This window comes from Devosia sp., assembly GCF_036406155.1.
Lineage (GTDB): Bacteria > Pseudomonadota > Alphaproteobacteria > Rhizobiales > Devosiaceae > Devosia_A.
Genome location: NZ_DASWVV010000204.1, coordinates 1 through 16,011 on the forward strand (window position 1 = coordinate 1; position 16,011 = coordinate 16,011).

The 16,011-nt window shown below is 66.0% G+C and carries 14 protein-coding genes; 1 reads left to right on the forward strand and 13 read right to left on the reverse strand.

Annotated elements, in window-relative coordinates:
* From VGD93_RS14470 to VGD93_RS14490, 5 genes are all read right to left on the reverse strand, one after another.
* Window positions 1-896 (reverse strand): hydantoinase B/oxoprolinase family protein (locus VGD93_RS14470; RefSeq protein ID WP_395012871.1); only part of this gene is annotated, 896 nt, incomplete at its 3' end.
* A gap of 3 nt (window positions 897-899) precedes the next feature.
* A complete protein-coding gene (locus tag VGD93_RS14475) occupies window positions 900-2,990 on the reverse strand; it encodes a hydantoinase/oxoprolinase family protein (protein ID WP_395012872.1) in 2,091 nt (696 codons plus the stop codon).
* Window positions 2,991-3,009: 19 nt separating this feature from the next.
* The gene (locus tag VGD93_RS14480) at window positions 3,010-3,984 is read right to left on the reverse strand and encodes an ABC transporter permease (protein ID WP_395012873.1); all 975 of its coding nucleotides are present in this window, start codon (window positions 3,982-3,984) and stop codon (window positions 3,010-3,012) included.
* Window positions 3,981-5,570, reverse strand: a complete 1,590-nt coding sequence (locus VGD93_RS14485; protein WP_395012874.1) for a sugar ABC transporter ATP-binding protein — start codon at window positions 5,568-5,570, stop codon at window positions 3,981-3,983. The genes VGD93_RS14480 and VGD93_RS14485 overlap by 4 nt, the downstream gene beginning before the upstream one ends.
* The gene (locus VGD93_RS14490; RefSeq protein ID WP_395012875.1) at window positions 5,567-6,685 is read right to left on the reverse strand and encodes a sugar ABC transporter substrate-binding protein; all 1,119 of its coding nucleotides are present in this window, start codon (window positions 6,683-6,685) and stop codon (window positions 5,567-5,569) included. The genes VGD93_RS14485 and VGD93_RS14490 overlap by 4 nt, the downstream gene beginning before the upstream one ends.
* A 692-nt stretch (window positions 6,686-7,377) precedes the next feature.
* Between VGD93_RS14490 and VGD93_RS14495 the strand changes: the two genes are divergently transcribed.
* The gene (locus tag VGD93_RS14495; protein ID WP_395012876.1) at window positions 7,378-8,286 is read left to right on the forward strand and encodes an MmgE/PrpD family protein; all 909 of its coding nucleotides are present in this window, start codon (window positions 7,378-7,380) and stop codon (window positions 8,284-8,286) included.
* Window positions 8,287-8,353: 67 nt separating this feature from the next.
* Here VGD93_RS14495 and VGD93_RS14500 read toward each other — a convergent pair whose 3' ends face one another.
* The 8 genes from VGD93_RS14500 to VGD93_RS14535 all read right to left on the reverse strand — a co-directional run.
* Window positions 8,354-9,073: an IS5 family transposase gene (locus tag VGD93_RS14500; protein WP_395012877.1), complete on the reverse strand. Its 720-nt coding sequence runs from the start codon at window positions 9,071-9,073 to the stop codon at window positions 8,354-8,356.
* Between the two features lie 59 nt (window positions 9,074-9,132).
* Window positions 9,133-9,888: an SDR family NAD(P)-dependent oxidoreductase gene (locus tag VGD93_RS14505; protein ID WP_395012878.1), complete on the reverse strand. Its 756-nt coding sequence runs from the start codon at window positions 9,886-9,888 to the stop codon at window positions 9,133-9,135.
* A 38-nt stretch (window positions 9,889-9,926) separates the two neighbouring features.
* Complete coding sequence (locus VGD93_RS14510; RefSeq protein ID WP_395012879.1) at window positions 9,927-10,742, reverse strand: N-acyl homoserine lactonase family protein; 816 nt, start codon at window positions 10,740-10,742, stop codon at window positions 9,927-9,929.
* Window positions 10,743-10,910: 168 nt separating this feature from the next.
* Window positions 10,911-11,900, reverse strand: coding sequence for a TRAP transporter substrate-binding protein (locus VGD93_RS14515; RefSeq protein WP_395012880.1), 990 nt, complete (start codon window positions 11,898-11,900; stop codon window positions 10,911-10,913).
* A 47-nt stretch (window positions 11,901-11,947) separates the two neighbouring features.
* Window positions 11,948-13,426 (reverse strand): dihydropyrimidinase, encoded by a 1,479-nt coding sequence (gene hydA / locus VGD93_RS14520; protein ID WP_413789704.1) that lies wholly within the window; start codon window positions 13,424-13,426, stop codon window positions 11,948-11,950.
* Window positions 13,427-13,641: 215 nt separating this feature from the next.
* Entirely contained in the window at window positions 13,642-14,922 is a 1,281-nt protein-coding gene (locus VGD93_RS14525; RefSeq protein ID WP_395012882.1) for a TRAP transporter large permease, read from the reverse strand.
* A complete protein-coding gene (locus VGD93_RS14530; RefSeq protein ID WP_395012883.1) occupies window positions 14,919-15,443 on the reverse strand; it encodes a TRAP transporter small permease in 525 nt (174 codons plus the stop codon). Before VGD93_RS14530 ends, VGD93_RS14525 begins: the two co-directional genes overlap by 4 nt.
* A 95-nt stretch (window positions 15,444-15,538) precedes the next feature.
* Window positions 15,539-16,011: NAD(P)-dependent oxidoreductase (locus VGD93_RS14535; RefSeq protein WP_395012884.1), on the reverse strand; the 473-nt coding region annotated here is incomplete at its 5' end.

A 16,011-nucleotide genomic window follows, 5' to 3' on the forward strand; every position in this document is an offset into this window, starting at 1 on the left:
TTGAACTGCTCGTCCTGCAGATAGTAGTTCACCGAGGAGGTGGACTGCGGATCGGTACCGGAGAAGTCGAAGATGGCCCGGTCGCCCTCGCGCCACATCGAACAGGCGATCTTGAACGGGCCGTTGCCCATGCCGTCATCGTCGATGTGGTCGGCAAAGCTCACCGGCGTTTCCGGAACCACCTCGCGGATTACCCGGCGGAAAGCGTTCAGGTTGCGCTCGAGCAGCATCTCCATCGCAGAATAGAGCGTATCCGCCCCGAAGCGCCGCGACAGTTCGTGGATGCGCCGTTCCGCCAGCTTCACGGCAGCGATCAGCGCCATCAGGTCGGCGCGGTTCCATTCCGGCACCCGGCTATTGCGCAGGCAGATTTTCAGGATCTCGTCGGAGAGGACGTTGCCGCGCATGATCTTGACCGGCGGAATCTGGATGCCTTCCTCGAAGATCTGCTGGGCATCGGTCGGCAGGGAGCCGGGGACCCGCCCGCCGGTGTCGGTCATGTGGCCGAACATGGCCGCCCACGCCGCGAGCCGTCCTTCGAAGAAGATCGGCATCAGCACCAGCCAGTCGTTCAGATGGCTGATGGCCCCGTTGCAGGAATAGGGGTCGTTGGTCAGGAAGACGTCGCCTTCCTCGACGGTGCCTTCGTAGGCTTCGAGGAAGCCATGGATGAACGAGCCGAACTGGCCCACCACCATCAACCCGTTCGAATTGGCGATGATGGGAAAGGCGTCGTGCTGCTCGCGAATGCCCGGCGACATGGCGGTGCGGAAAATCACGGCATCCATTTCGCTGCGCGCATTGCGCAGGGCGTTCTCGATGATGTCCACCGTGACGACGTTCACGTCGAGGCGGTTGTAAGCCGCCGTGTTCGGCTGGATGATCTTGGCGGGCATCACTCAGGCCTCCGCTTTCTTGTAGTCGTTCGGATAGATCAGGATCGAGCCCTCCGGCGAGACCTCGCCGTGGTGACCCGGCAGGATGAGGACGGTCGTATCCATTTCGGTGATGATGGCCGGACCGGGCACGCGCGCGCCCGCACCGAGGCGCGAGCGCTCGTAGATGTGCGCCTCGTGCTCCTCACCGCGGTAGAAGATGGTGTTGGTCTCGAGCCGCGCCGCGGAAAGATCGCCGCTGGCCGGAGACAGGCGATGACCAGCAAGGTCGACGCCGCCTGCCTCTGCCGTGGCGCGCAGATTCACCAGTTCGCACTCCGCATCGAGCGCGAACACGAATTGCTGCTCGTGCATGCTGTCGAAACGCTGCCGCAGGATGGCGGTGACGTCGCCCGCCAGATCGTCTTCGCTGAGATCGATCGGCATCACGAGACCCTGCCCGCAATAGCGCACATCCGCCTGATAGGTGAATTTCGGCGTCATGCCCTCTTCGAGACCGGCGGCCGCCTCGTCCTTGAGGGGCCCGATGATCGAGCGGATCTCCTCGGCCGACGTCTCGCCGAAGCGCCGCACGAAGCTGCGGGCACTCTCGCTGCGCATCTTGGTCGTGGCGTCGCCATAGGCGCACAGCACGCCCGGCCCGGGCGGGATGATGACCGGCCAGCTCTGCAGCAGCGCCCCAAGCGCGTTGGCATGCAGGGGCCCGGCACCGCCAAAGGCCATCAGCGCGAAATCGCGCGGATCGTAACCTACCTCGACAGAGACCAGGCGCAGCGCACCGAACATGTTCTCGTTGACGATGTCGATAACGCCCTCTGCCGCCTCGCGGATCGACAGGCCAAGCGGCGCGGCCACCTTCTCCATCGCCTTCTCGGCGAGCGCAGGGTCGATCGTCATGGCCCCGCCGAGGCGCACATTGGCCGGCAGGTAGCCCAGGACCACGTTCGCATCGGTCACCGTCGGATCGGTGCCGCCCTTCATGTAGGCGGCAGGTCCGGGGACAGCGCCGGCACTTTTCGGCCCGACCCGCAGTGCCTTGGTCAGTTCCGGCACGAAGGCGATGGAACCGCCCCCCGCGCCCACCGTCTTCACATCGATCGATGGTGCGCGCACGATCACCTCATGCACCGCCGTCTCGCGCCGCGTGCGTGCCTCATAGCCGAGCACCAGCGCAACGTCCGTCGAGGTTCCCCCCATGTCGAAGGTCAGGAAATTCGGAACGCCGGCCTGCCTCGCCACCGAGATGGCACCGGCGACGCCACCGGCCGGGCCGCTCATCAGCATGTTGACCGGAGATGCCGCCGCGGCCTCGCCCGAGGACAGGCCGCCGTCGGAACGCAGGATGCGCAGGCTCACGTTCGGCACCTTGGCCTGGAGGAGGGCCTGCAGGTTGTCGACATAGTTCTTGACGATCGGTCCGACGTAGGAGTTGACGACCGTCGTCACCGTCCGCTCGTACTCGTACATCTCCGGCGCGACTTCGGAACTGATCGAAACCTGGATGCCCGGCAGTTCCTCCTGTGCGATCTCGCGCGCCCGGCGCTCGTGGGCACCGTCGACATAGGCGTTGATGAACGAAATCGTCAGCGCCTCGATGCCCTCGCCCTTCAGCCTGCGGATGTCGCGCCGCAGCGCCGCCTCGTCGAGCGGCACCAAAACCGCCCCGTCGGCGGCGAGGCGCTCATTGACCTCGACGACGGATGACAGCGCCACCAGCGGCTCGGGCCGCTCCCAGGTCACCCACGCTCCGAGATTGCCCGGAACGAAGGAGCGCCCGATATGCAGGACATCGCGGAAGCCCTTCGTCGTCAGCAGGCCGACCTTGACCCCGCCCCGGGTCAGCACGGTGTTGGTGGCGACGGTCGTGCCGTGCATCACGGTGTGGATCGCTTCGACCGGGATGTCGTGCTGCTGGGTGATGCGCTCGATCCCGTTCAGCACCGCAATCGAGGGGTCGTGCGGCGTCGAGGGTACCTTGGCCGTCAGCAGCGCGCCGTCAGCCTCGCGCACGGCCAGCAGGTCGGTGAAGGTGCCGCCGATATCGACGCCCAGAATGTAGCCGGACCCGTGCCCGGTCGCAGTTCGGTCAGTCATAGTTTGCTCTCCGCGTCGATCAGGCCCGTCGGGCTCGCCACCGCCGCAGCAGTTGCGCGGTGGCAACGGCGACGATCAGCGCGCCGCCATAGAACAGGTCCTGTACAAAGGATGGCGCGCCGATGGTGACGAGCCCGGTGATGCCGGTGGCCAGGAAATACATGCCGAAGAGCGAACCCCACGGGTTGAACCGGCCCGGCGTTATTGCGGTGGAGCCGAGGAACGCCCCGGCAAAGGCGGGCAGCAGCAGGCTGAAGCCCGAAACCGGATCCGCCGCACCCGAAGTGCCGGCGTAGATGACGCCGGCAAGGGCGGCGATGAAGGAGGACGAGATGAGCGCCCCCATCCGCACCCGATCGACGGCGACGCCGTTGAGGCGGGCGATCTCGGGGCCGCGGCCGACAAAGAGAAGCTTCATGCCGAAAGGCGTGCGCGTGAACACGTACCACAGCACCACGCACAGGATCAGCGTGTAGTAGAAGGATGGCGCGATGCCGAAGATGCGCCACTTCAGCACGGCGCCGACGAGGCCGTCCGAAATGCCGTAGATGGTGCGGGAATCGCTGATCCAGCGGACGATGCCCTGCAGCAACGTCGCCATGCCGAGAGTGGTGATCAGCGAGCCTATGCCCAGCCGGATCACCAGCAGCGCGTTCACGGTGCCGACGACGATCGATACGGCCAGGGCGGCAAGGATCGCCAGTCCCACGGGTACGCCCATGTCCACGTTGAGCACCGCGACGATCATCGCCGACAGCGCCAGCATCGCGGCGGCCGACAGGTCAAACTCGCCGGCTGCCAGCGGCACGATCAGGGCCAGCGTCAGCATCACCACAGCCGACTGGCCGCCGAGGATCGAGGCGTAGATGTTGAACGACCCGAATACCGCCGGCTTCGCAACCAGGAAGACTGCGATCAGCAGCGCCCAGGCATAGATCAGCCCGATCCGCTCGTGAATAGAGCCGCCGCCGGCTTTCGTCCTCTCCTCGCTCACGCGCGCTCCCCTTGCTTTGTCACGTCCTGTTCCCCGGGTCCGGTCGTTCCGAGCGTGGCCGAGATGATGGCGTCCTTGCTGATGTCGTCCCCGGCGAGTTCGGCGATGACCTGGCCGCCTGAAAAGATCAGTACGCGGTCGCAGATCTGTTCCAGTTCGCCCGCATCGCTGCTGTAGCAGACGACTGCGGCGCCCCCCCGGGCGGCCTCCTCGATGGCCGCATAGATCGCCTGCCGCGACCCGACATCCACGCCCTGCGTGGGTTCGGACAGCGCGAGAATGCGCGGAGCGAGCGCCAGCCACTTGGCAACGAGGGCCTTTTGCTGGTTGCCGCCGGAGAAGCTGTGCAAGGGCATGTCGGGTTCGGCCGGCACGGCCCCGGAGCTTTTGACGACGGCTTCCACGTGTCGCCGCAGCGGCGCTCGCAGGAGCCGCAGCGCCCGCGTGAAACGCGGCAGGGCCGGTAACGCCAGGTTTTCGGCCAGCGTCAGCTCCCCGACGCCAGACTTGCGCAAGCGGTCATCCGGCAGCAGGAACACGTTGTGCGCCATGAGTTCGCGTAGCGGGGTCCTGGCGAGATCGATCTCGACCGGTGCCCCGTTGCCGACGCGCCGCAGCGTCCCTGACCGCGCCTGTCGGGCGCCGGCCAGCAGTTCAGGCACGTTGGCCGCGCCGGAGCCGATCAACCCCGTCACGCCGAGAATCTCGCCGGCCGCCAGGGAAAAGCTGCAGGCCGTCACACCAGCCCCTGCAAGCGCGTCGATCTGCCAGAGGCCGTCTCGACGCAGGCGTACGTCATCGCCGCGCCTGACGTGATGATGCTGCAGGGTTCGGCCAACGATGGCTTCGATGATGGCGTCGCGCCCGGCGCTGCGGGTGTCGAAACCCGCCACCCTGCGACCATCGCGCAGGACGACGATGCGGTCGGTTATCTCGAGCACTTCGTCGATGTCGTGCGCGACGAAGACGATGCTGCCGCCGGAACCGGTGAAGCTGCGCATCAGCGCGAACAGCTTCGCAACGCCGGCGGCCGGCAGGAACGGGGTGGGCTCGTCGAGGACCAGGATCTGCCCTTGCGCCTGCCCGCCCAGTGTCTCGACGGCGCGGACCACCGCGATCAGGCAGCGATCCGCCTGGCTCAGGCCGTCGACACTGGCATCGAGCGGAAAATCCAGCCCGAAGCGCCGCAGCGCCGCGCCCACCGAGGCGCGCAGCTGTGTCCACGGGATGGTGACGCCGGACAGCGCCTGCCGATGCGTCAGCAGGAAGTTCTCAAGGATCGTCAGGCCGTTCACGAGCCCAAGGTCCTGGTGGACAAAGCCGATCCGTCGCCCCGTCCCGACGGCGTCGGCCGTGGTGGGCGCTCCGTTGAGCTCGATGCGTCCGATGTGGTCCGGCCGGTGGAAACCGGCCAGACACTTGATGAGCGTGGACTTGCCCGAGCCGTTATGGCCGAGCAGCCCGAGGATTTCGCCCCGCGCCAGCTCCAGCGAGACGCCATCAAGTACCAGCGCCGAACCGAAGGACTTGCTCATTCCCTCGATACGAAGCGCCGGAACCGATGTGACGCGGGCAGCGTCGATCACCTTGCGAGGCCCCACAGTTCGGCGAAGCCGGCGACGTGCGCGTCGCCATAGCCGGAGTCGTAGGTCGCCGGCACGCCCGCGCTTTCGACGTTCGAGGCATCGAAGATGTGGAGGGGGACATTGAGCACCGGGTCGGCCTCGATCCCACACAGCAGGCGCATGTCGTAGTCGAGCGCGGCGCGGCCGATCCAGCCGACGCTTTCACCGATATCCATCTCGACCTTGCCGTCGCGCACCATGTCGAGCACGAACGGCGTCCCGTTGAAGGAAGCGATCTTCACGTCGGAACGGCCGGCGAGATCGAGAGCCGGCAGGACGAATTGGCTCATGCCGTCGTAGAAGGGGACGACATAGTTGATCGTCGGGTCGGCAAGCAGCGCCGATTGCACGGCTTGCGTCATGCGGGTCGACCAGTCGGACAGCGGCACGTTGAGGAAGGTGTATTTGCTCTCGGGGCTGAACTCCGCGAAGGCCTGCTCGATGGCTTCGCGCGCATACTTGCCGGAACTGACTTCATCCGAATGGACGAAGAGAACGCTGGCCTTGCCGTCCGTCTTGGCGATCGTCCAGGCGGAGGCCAGCCGCATGGACGCCGAGAACGGTGCCAGCGAGGCCCCATCGACGAAACCGGGAACCGGCTCGTTGGCATCGTACCAGTGCGAGACGGTCACCTTGACACCGGCGGCGCGGGCCGCCTCGATCTGCGGCTGGAGCATCTCGGGGATCGGCGCCGTCGACAGATCGATCAGATCATATCCCTCGGCCACGGCCAGTTCGATGCCGCGGATCCATTGCTGCACGTCGAACTGGTTGTCGAAGACACGCACCTCGAAGCCGACGTCGACGGCGGCGGACTTCATGGCGTTGGCGACGTTGGCGCTGAACGGATTGGCCTGGGTCATGGGGATGACCATGATCTTCTTACCGGCCATGCAGGCCTTGGCGTCGAAGGCCGGACCCGGGGCGACGAACTCGCCGGTCGACTGGTGCTTGTCGACAAGGGCCTTGGCGGCGTCGAGCCCAGGGCTCTGCGCAGCTGCCGTGCCCGGCGCGGCAACGGCCAGCCCCACGAGCACGGAAAGTGCCGATAGATAAGATGGATAGTGCGCCCGCATCAGAAAATCTCCCATTGGAACCGGCGTTTTCGCTCTTGGGTGGGCACGCTAGCGGCGTCTGCTGACGTTCACAAATAGACACGGTCTATTTCTATTATCAGGTGCTGGCGGGTGAGCCCGCGGACGAGAAGTGCGGGCGCGACGGCGTCGGCCGCGACCGGTCGGGCCCGATGCCCCCGTGGCAGTGCAGACCTTCTCGACCTCCACCGGCCACGGGTGGTCGACCATGCCGGTGGCGAAGGTCTTGGGCCCCCGAAGCAACGGGACGCGGTGGGATGGCTGGCGCGCTGGATGGCTGGGGCGCCAGGAGCCGCACCCAGTTTCCGACTGCCTGGAATCCGTAGAAAATCCGGGGGATTCGGCTGAGGATCAAGGCCCTTGTGCTACACAAGTATGACTCACCCGGCAAGGCAGAATCTCGTCATCATAGGACATCGCCGAAGACGGTTGGGAATGGGCGCGGCGGGGCAACGTTGGCCCGGGTGGCTTCCAGCTCGGAGCGTCGGCGGAGCACCCGCGTCGTGGGCGCGGACCCAGCAGATTTCCGGTCTCTTCTGGCGACGACTAGCGGTGGCCGACACCCCAGCGTCAGCGCTCGGGCGCGCCTGCATCGGAAATCTGCGCGACGCTGTCGCGGACGATCAGCGAAAAATCGAGCTTGACGCGATGCAGGGGGCGATGGCCCGCAGCAGATGCGCCAGACCTTGGCGCTCACCGTGGTTGCCAACACCGCACTGCACCAGACGCGTGTCGGCGAAGTGTCGATGTGGAAGGCGCTCGCCCCCTCGAACGCGTCGCGCAACGGCGTGATCGCCGCGATGCTGGCGCAGGCGGGGGTGACCGGGCCGGTCGAGCCGTTCGTGGGCGCCAAGGGGTTCGAGCGGCAGGTTTCCGGCCCCCTGCAATTCGAGGGATTCGGCTCCAAGGCCGGCGGCTACCGCATCAACCAGACCTACATCAAGGTGTGGCCGGTGCAGTATAACATCCAGGCCGACATCGAAGCGGCGCTGGCCCTCCGCGACAAGATCAGCGATCCGGCCAGGATTGACAGCGTCGTCATCGACATCTCCGATACCGGGCGCATTCTTTCAGCGGATACCGCTGCCAAATGGGACCCACAGACACGCGAGAACGCGAACCATAGCCTTCCCTATATTGTCGTTTCCGCGCTGGTGGACGGGCAGGTCTCCCGCGCGACCTTCGATGCCAGCGCATACCGTGACCCCAGGAAGCTCGAGCTGGTGCAGCGGGTCGAGGTGCGGGCGGACCCCGAGTTCACGAGGGCTTATCCGGGAGATCTGTCGGTACGGGTGTGCGTACGCCTGCAGGACGGCAGCGAGCGCGTTCACCAGATCGATCATCTCAAGGGACATGTGCGCAATCCGTTGAGCGACGAGGAGGTCTCGCAGAAGTATCACGGGCTGGTCGGCGGGCGCTTTTCCCGCACCAGGGCGGAAGCCAATCTCTCGTGCCTCTGGGAGCTGGAACAGGTCGAGCACCTCGGCGAACTGCTGGCGGGGTTTGCGCTCGATGAAGCTGACGATCCGCGGCGCCACGTAGGTGCGGCGGAAACGGACCGCGGCATGGTGACGTCGGGGTGAATTGCACGGGCCGCCATGACGCGCGTTCCCATCCTCCAACCTGCCGGTCGAGGCCTAGGGTCAGGACTCAATTGATCCAGAAGGCGGCGATTGCAGCGATGTGGATGGTAGCGTCGTAGTTTCGGGCGCGCTTGTCGTAGCGGGTTGCGACGCGTCGGAAGTCCTTGAGGCGGCAAAACATGCGCTCGATGCGGTTGCGCTGCCGGTAGAGGTCGCGATCGTGTGGGATGGGCACGGTGCGGCTGCGGGTCGAGGGGATGACGGCGAGGGTGCCCCGTTCGGCAAGCCAGCTGCGAAGGCCATTGGAATCGTAGGCGCGGTCAGCCAGCAAATGACCGATCGACCCGGCAGCCTCGATCAGGGCGGTCGCCATGGTGCCGTCGTTGACGTTGCCGGCGCTGAGCCGCAGCACGCGTGGTCGGCCTGCGGCGTCGTTCAGGGCGTGGATTTTGGTGGTTCGCCCGCCGCGGGAGCGGCCGATGGCCTGCGCGAAATCCCCCCTTTTGCCCCCGCTGCCGATCGATGCGCCTTGATGTGGGTGGCGTCGATCGCGCCACCCCCCCCACACGCCGCTCATCCCGGTCAGTGCCTGGAAAACGGCGAACCAGACCCCCTGCTGGCTCCAGCGGTGATAGCGATTGTAGATCGTCGTGTAAGGACCGTAGGCGCCAGGGCAGTCCCGCGACCGCGCTCCCGTGCGCAGCATGTGGATGATCCCGCTGATCACCCGCCGGTCGTCGACCCGACGCGCCCCACGCCGCCCGCGGGGCAGACGTTGGATGTTCAAGAAACGGCGCTCCCAAGTTCTGAAATTGGATTGCTCGCCGGCCTTGCGGCCGGCGGACACTATTGCGAGGTCCAGCCGCCATCGATGATCAGTTCTGTTCCGGTGACGAACCGGGCTTCGTCGGAGGCGAGATAAACGATGCCATAGGCAACCTCCTCATCCTCGCCGTAGCGACCGAGCGGAATCCGGCTCAGAACGACATCGCGGGCCTCGGGGTCGCTGCGCACACTGGCGGTCAAAGGAGTGGCCACCGGTCCCGGATGTACGGAATTCACCCTGATCCCGGCCTTGGCGTAGCGCACGGCCGCCGACTTGGTCAGCATGCGCACGGCCCCCTTGGAGGCCTGATATTGGGCGCTGCTATTGTCGGTACCCACCAGGCCAAGTTGCGACGAAAGGTTAACGATGGCACCGCCGCCGGCGGCGCGCAATGCCGGCAGGCAAGCCCGCATGCCCAGGAAGGCGCCCTTGGCGTTCACGGCCATGACGCGGTCCCAGTCGTCGGCGCTGGTCTGCTCGATGGCCATGTTGCCGGCGCCGATGCCGGCATTGTTGACGAGAATGTCGAGCCCGCCATAGTGGCCGACGGCCAGCTCCGCCGCGCGCTCCCAATCTGCCTCCGAGGTGACGTCGAGGCGGGTGAAGACCGCCTCGCCGCCCGCCTGCGCGATCGCCTCGGCAAGGGCACCGCCCTCACCCTCGAGCACGTCGCCGATGACGAGCCTGGCCCCTTGCCGAGCGAACATGCGCGCGGTCGCGGCGCCGATGCCACGCGCGCAGCCGGTGATCAGGGCGCTCTTGTGCCTGAGTCTCATTCACCCCTCCCCGGCGCGCTCACGGCCGAATCGCCCGCTCAGCCGTAATAGTCGGGTGCGAGGCGCACCTCGGGCCACGTCTCGGGGCAGTGATGATAGATCACCTTGGCGTTCTCGCGCCGGATGACGGCCTTCAGCCGGTCCATATGGCGGTGGATGACTACCGGGTCGAGGCGCGGCGTGCCGGTCATGCTGTTGAGATCCATGGTCTTCTTCTGCGGAATGACGCCTGCCGGAAACACCACGGTGCCGGTTTCGGGCAGCCGGATCACCAGCGCCTGCTCGCCGCGCGCATGCGCGGGGGCGAACATGATCTCCACCGACCCGTCGCCGAACAGGTCGAGGTCTTCGTCATGCAGTTCCCAGAACTTGAAGTCGCGGGTGTTGCGATAGTCGTTGTAGCAATAGGTCGTGGTGACCCGCGTGTCCTGCCACCAGGCATCCTGCAGCTCGCGCAGCTGCACGATGAAGGTAGCGTCCGGGAAGAATTCCATGCCGCCGGCATGATCGGGAAACAGCACCGAAAGGATGACGTATTTGATGTCCTTGGGCTCGACGCCGATCTTGGCGAGTTGCGGGACGACGGCCTGCTCCGGCGTCATCTGCGGGTTGAACTTGCTCATGATGTAGGGACCCAGATGGCCGACCGGGTCGACCGCCAGGTTCGGATGCATCCCCGTCTCGAACAGGATTTTGCCCTTCGGATGATCGATCAGGAAGAACGGGATGGGGATCGGCATCTTCTGGTCCCAGCCGATATACTGGGTGAAATTGCCCTGCGGCCAGATGCACCGGCCGCCGTCGAAGCAGTACAGGCGCATAGGCGAGGTCGTGGAATCGGGGGTCTGGGTCATGGCGGGATTTCCGTTATTCTGGGGCGCGGGCGGGCCGCGCCGTGCGGGATAGGACGCCCGCCGCAGCCGCTCTCGGCGCACCGCAGCCAGGCTTGCAGTCGGCAATCGTCCCTCGCCGGCGGATAACCGGACGGCGAGGGAGCAGATTGCCGCTACGCTCGCAGGAGCCTATTCGACGGCCCTGATCTCATTGAGAAGGTCGTGGTACTCGGCCGGCACCCAGCTGTCCCATAGCGGGGCAACCTTGGCGATCATCGGCGCCGTGTCGACGTCGTTGATCTCGACCCCCAGGCCCTTGAGCTCGGCCATGTCCTTTTCCACGGATTCGGTGAGATAGGCGGCCTCCGTGGCCTCGGAGACGGCAGTCGCCTCTTCGATGATCTGCTGCTGTTCCGGCGTCAGCGACGCCCACACGTTCCGGCTGATGAACACGTAGTTGAGGAAGTTCACGTGCTTGGTCAGCGAATAGTACTTCGAATACTCGTAGTGCTTCATGCCGAGGAGCGAGGCCGGGTCATTGTCGGCGCCGTCGACGATGCCCTGCTGCAGCGCACCGTAGACCTCGCTGAACGGCAGCGGGATGGGCAGGGCCCCGAGGGCGGTGAAGAATTCGATGCGGATATTGCTCTGGATCGCCCGCAGCTTGAGGCCCTTGAGGTCGTCCATGGTGTGGATCGGCCGCACCGAGTTGTAAAAGCTCGGCGACGACGTCTTGTAGAAGCCGAGGAGCTTGCCGATGGCGTCCTCGTACATGCCCATCAGGCGCTGCCCGGCGGGGGATTCGATGGCGCGCAGGATATGGTCGCCGTCCTTGTAGAAGAACGGCAGCTCGAGGATGGGGGCGGCCGGGACGAAATTGGTGATCGACATGTTCGAGAAGATCGCCATGTCGACGGTGCCAAGCTGCAGGCCCTCGATCAGGTCACGCTCGCCGCCGAGCTGGCTGAGCGGAAACACCTGGATCTCGATTTCGCCGTTCGAGCGCCTGGCCACCTCTTCCGCCAGTTTCAGCGCGCCGATATGGCTGGGGTAGGTCAGCGAGCTGGGGTGCCCAAGCTTGAGCACCAGCTTTTCCGCGATGCTCGGGGCGGCGGTGGCCAGCACCGCGACCGAACAGATCAGGGCTGACAGGCAGGCACGTTTCCAGTTCTTGATCATTCTCTTCTCCCTTGTGGACGTCCGTGATCGAGCGACAGGATGGGTGGTCAGGACCAGGGCGCGAAGGCCCCGGTGGACGGCTCGAAGCCGTGGACGCTGCGGCCCAGGGGGCGCGCCATGCCGGAGCGCTCGCAGCGAACGAATTTTCCGTTGCCGGGGGCCGCGACGACGACGTCGTCCTTGAAGGCGGTTTCGCCCCGCACCAGCACTTCCACGGGCCAGCCGGTGACGACACGCCCCTCATAGGGCGTGTAGTCCATGTCGTCGTGCAGCATGTCGATCGACACCGTCCGGGTCAGGCCGGGGTCCCAGATCGCGATGTCGGCATCGGCGCCCACGGCGATCGTGCCCTTTTTGGGGTAGACGCCATACAGCTTTGCCGCATTGGTCGCGCTCAGTTCGACGAAGCGGTTGAGGCTGATGCGGTCCTTCAGCACTCCCTCGCTGAACAGCAGCGGCAGGCGCAGCTCCAGCCCGGGCACGCCGTTGGCGATCTTGTGGAAGCCGGCGGTCGCCTCGTCGAACCCGCCGGAGAATTTGCCCCTGTCGCCGTCGAAGCGATAGGCCGCATGGTCGGACGAGAAGATCTGGAAGGTGCCGTCGATGAGCCCGTTCCAGACGAGTTCCTGGTTGGCGGCATCGCGCGGCGGCGGGCTGCACAGGCACTTGGCCCCTTCCCAGCCGGATCGCACCAGATCGGTCTCGGTGAGGAACAGGTATTGCGGGCAGGTCTCGGCATAGACGCGCTGCCCACGCCCCTGCGCTCGCCTGATGGCGGCGATGGCGTCCTGCGCCGACACGTGCACGATGAGCACGGGGACGTCGGCGACTTCCGCCAGGGCGATGACACGACTGGCCCCCTCGCTCTCGGCGACGTCGGCATGCGCAACCCGATGATATTCGGGTCGCACGCGCCCGGCGGCGACGAGTTTCTCGGTGAGCCAGGCGATGATCTCGTGATTTTCCGCATGGATCATCGTCAGCGCGCCTTCGCGCCGCGCCGTTTCCAGGACGCGCAGCGATTGCCTGTCGTCCAGCTTCAGCGGCTCGTAGGTGAGATAGATCTTGATCGAGGTGTAGCCGGCTTCGATCAGCGCCGGCAGTTCCCGGTCGAGCACCTCGTCGGTGGGATCGGAGACGATGAGGTGAAACGCATAGTCGGAACGCGCCTTGCCGTCGGCGAGCTCGTGGTACCGGCGCACGGCATCGTGCAGCGACTGGCCCTTCACCTGCGCAACGAACGGGATCAGCATCGTCGTGCCGCCGGCGAGGCCGGCGCGGGTGCCGCTCTCCCAGGTGTCGTTGGTGTAACCGCCGGCGGAGGAGCGCTGGTCGATGTGGCAGTGCGCGTCGATGCCGCCCGGCAGCACCAGCCGCCCGGTCGCATCGATGCGGCGCGTGCCTCCCGGCAGATCGCGGCCCAGAGCGACGATGACGCCGTCGCGAATGCCGACGTCGCACGGCACGGAATCTCCAGCCGTCACCACCGTCCCACCGCAAATCACCGTATCGAACCCGTTCAACACGACCTCCACGACCGCCCCAGCTCGAGGGCCGGAATTCGGCGCCTCCTGGCACTTCACAGCCACCATACTAAATTGAGTACAGCACGCAACACAAAAGAATGCAAGGCATTGCATTTTAGATTGAACTCGGACCTACATACGAAACTGCCGGCGCTCGTGCGCCGGCAGGTCCCGTTTGCTGAGGGCGTTTCAGCCACCCATGGCCGGGCCTCGCTCTACGGCATGAGCAGCCGCGGCAGGGCGAGCGAGATCTCCGGAATGTAGGTGATCAGGGCCAGCGCAATCAGCATCGGCAGCAGGGGCCGCCAGATCTGCGAGGCGACCTGCCCGACCGTGCGCTTCGAGACGATGGACACGATATAGAGGCAGATGCCGTAGGGCGGGGTGATCAGGCCGATCGACAGGTTCAGGGCCACGATCAGGCCGAAATGCACCGGATCGATGCCATAGTTCAGGGCGATCGGCATCAGCACCGGCATCAGCACCAGCACCGCCGAAAAGCTCTCCATGAACATGCCGACGACGAGCAGCAGGATGTTGACCAGCAATAGGAACACCCAGCTCTGGTCGGTCATCCCGTTGAGGTAGCCCCCGATCAACGCCGGCACCCCCTGGCTGGTGATGAGCCAGGCGAACACGTTGGCCGTGCCCACGATGATCAGCACGGCAGCCGAGATGCTCGCCGCCCGCAGGACCAGTTCCGGAAGTTCGGCAATCCGCAGTTCACGGTGCACGAGGAAGGAGACCAGCAGGGCGACGATGACCGCGACGCACGACGCCTCGGTGGGAGTGAAGACGCCGCCGGCGATGCCGCCGACAACGACCACCGGCAGGCTGAGCGCCGGCCCGGCGGCGACGAGGCTGCGCCCGAGCCGCCGCAGCGCGAACGGCTCGGCATCGCGATAGGCCGCGCCGTTGCGCTTGGCAAAGAGCCAGGCCACGAACATGAGGCCGGCCGCGATCAGCAGACCCGGTAGCAGACCGGCGAGGAACAGCTTGCCCACCGAGATGTTTCCGGAAAGGCCGATGATGATCATGATGATGCTCGGCGGAATGATCGGCGCCAGGGCGCCGGCGGCGGCGATCAGCCCCGCACCGACATCGACATCGTAGCCGCGCCGCCGCATTTCCGGAGACAGCATGGAGCCGATTGCCGCGGTATCGGCGGACCCCGAACCCGAGAGGGCCGCGAGCCCGGTCCCGGTCACGATGGCGACCATGTAGAGACTGCCGGTGATCCAGCCCACGAGCGCCGCCGAGAGATCGACGATGCGCCGGGCAATGCCGCCCTTTTCGACGATCAGGCCGGCGAGGGTGAAGAACGGGATCGCCATCAACGGGAAGGAGTCGAGGCCGGCATAGACGCGATGCGCGATCACCACCAACGGCACCTCGGTCGTGAGTGCGAGGGAAACGGCGGCGGCGACACCGAGCGCGAAAACGATCGGAATGCCCGAAAAGATCAGGACCAGGAAGGAGATGAGGGTTATCGTCATTTCAGTTCGCCGATTTCTGCCGCCTCAGCGGGCACGCTGGAGGGCTTGGCCTGGGTCAGCCGTTCCGCCGCGTAGAGGATGAACTCGAGGGCGAAGTAGAGCGCCCCGACCGGCAAAGCGAGGTAGATGAAGCTGTTCCGCCACTGCATCACTGCCGAGCGCTGGTTCCAGCCGATCTGCACCAGCTGCAGGCCGCCCTGGACGAGCAGCCAGAGGAACCACAGGGCCAGGAGCACGCCGACGCCGACCACGACGCGCTGCGCCCAGATCGGCAGGAGGACCACCAGCATGTCGATGCCGACATGCATGCGGCGCTGCATGGCAATGCCGGCGCCGAGCAGGACCAGCCAGATGAGCGCGAACGTTGCCGTCTCGGCGGTCGCGGCGATGGGGTAGTAGAAGACGTAGCGCCCGAGTATCTGCACGAATATCGCGCCGATCATGTAGGCGAACAACAGTATCACGCTTGTCGCGATGATCTTTCTCAGAACCCCAAGCACGATCATGAGTAGCTGCAGCATTTGGCTCCCTCCCTGTTGCCCGAGGCGGCTGCTCGCGTTGCGTGGCGGCCATTCAGCATGCAAATGGCCACCACGCGTCGGCGATCGGCCGCAGTTCAGTACCCGCGACCGCGTTCCACGACGTTCAGCATCGGCTCGCCGCGCTGGTGCCGGCGGATATTGTCGAGCACGACCAGCGCGGCCGTGTCGGATTGCGTCTGCGTCGCCACGTGCGGCGTCAGCAGGATGCGCGGATGCGACCAGATCGGATGGCCGGCGGGCAACGGCTCCTTCTGGCAGACATCGAGCACCGCTGCGCTGAGGTGACCGCTGTCGAGCGCGGCGAGCAGGTCGGCCTCGACCAGGTTGCCGCCGCGGCTGGCATTGACGATCCCGGCCCCGGCCGGCAGCGCGGCGAAGATCTCGGCGTTGAGGATGCCGCGGGTGTCATCGGTCAGCGGCAGCAGGCACACCAGGGCGTCGCACTGGGACAGGAATTGCGGCAGCGAGTCGCGCCCGGCGTAGCACGTCACCCCCTCGATGCGGCGTGGCGACCGGCTCCATCCGCTGAGCGGGAAGCCGAACGGCG

Coding starts and splice junctions, on each gene's coding strand:
- VGD93_RS14495 (WP_395012876.1), top strand. CDS start 7,378: ATGCGCCAGACCTTGGCGCTCACCGTGGTTGCCAACACCGCACTGCAC.
- VGD93_RS14505 (WP_395012878.1), bottom strand. CDS start 9,888: ATGAGACTCAGGCACAAGAGCGCCCTGATCACCGGCTGCGCGCGTGGC.
- VGD93_RS14530 (WP_395012883.1), bottom strand. CDS start 15,443: ATGCTGCAGCTACTCATGATCGTGCTTGGGGTTCTGAGAAAGATCATC.
- VGD93_RS14515 (WP_395012880.1), bottom strand. CDS start 11,900: ATGATCAAGAACTGGAAACGTGCCTGCCTGTCAGCCCTGATCTGTTCG.
- VGD93_RS14510 (WP_395012879.1), bottom strand. CDS start 10,742: ATGACCCAGACCCCCGATTCCACGACCTCGCCTATGCGCCTGTACTGC.
- VGD93_RS14490 (WP_395012875.1), bottom strand. CDS start 6,685: ATGCGGGCGCACTATCCATCTTATCTATCGGCACTTTCCGTGCTCGTG.
- VGD93_RS14475 (WP_395012872.1), bottom strand. CDS start 2,990: ATGACTGACCGAACTGCGACCGGGCACGGGTCCGGCTACATTCTGGGC.
- VGD93_RS14525 (WP_395012882.1), bottom strand. CDS start 14,922: ATGACGATAACCCTCATCTCCTTCCTGGTCCTGATCTTTTCGGGCATT.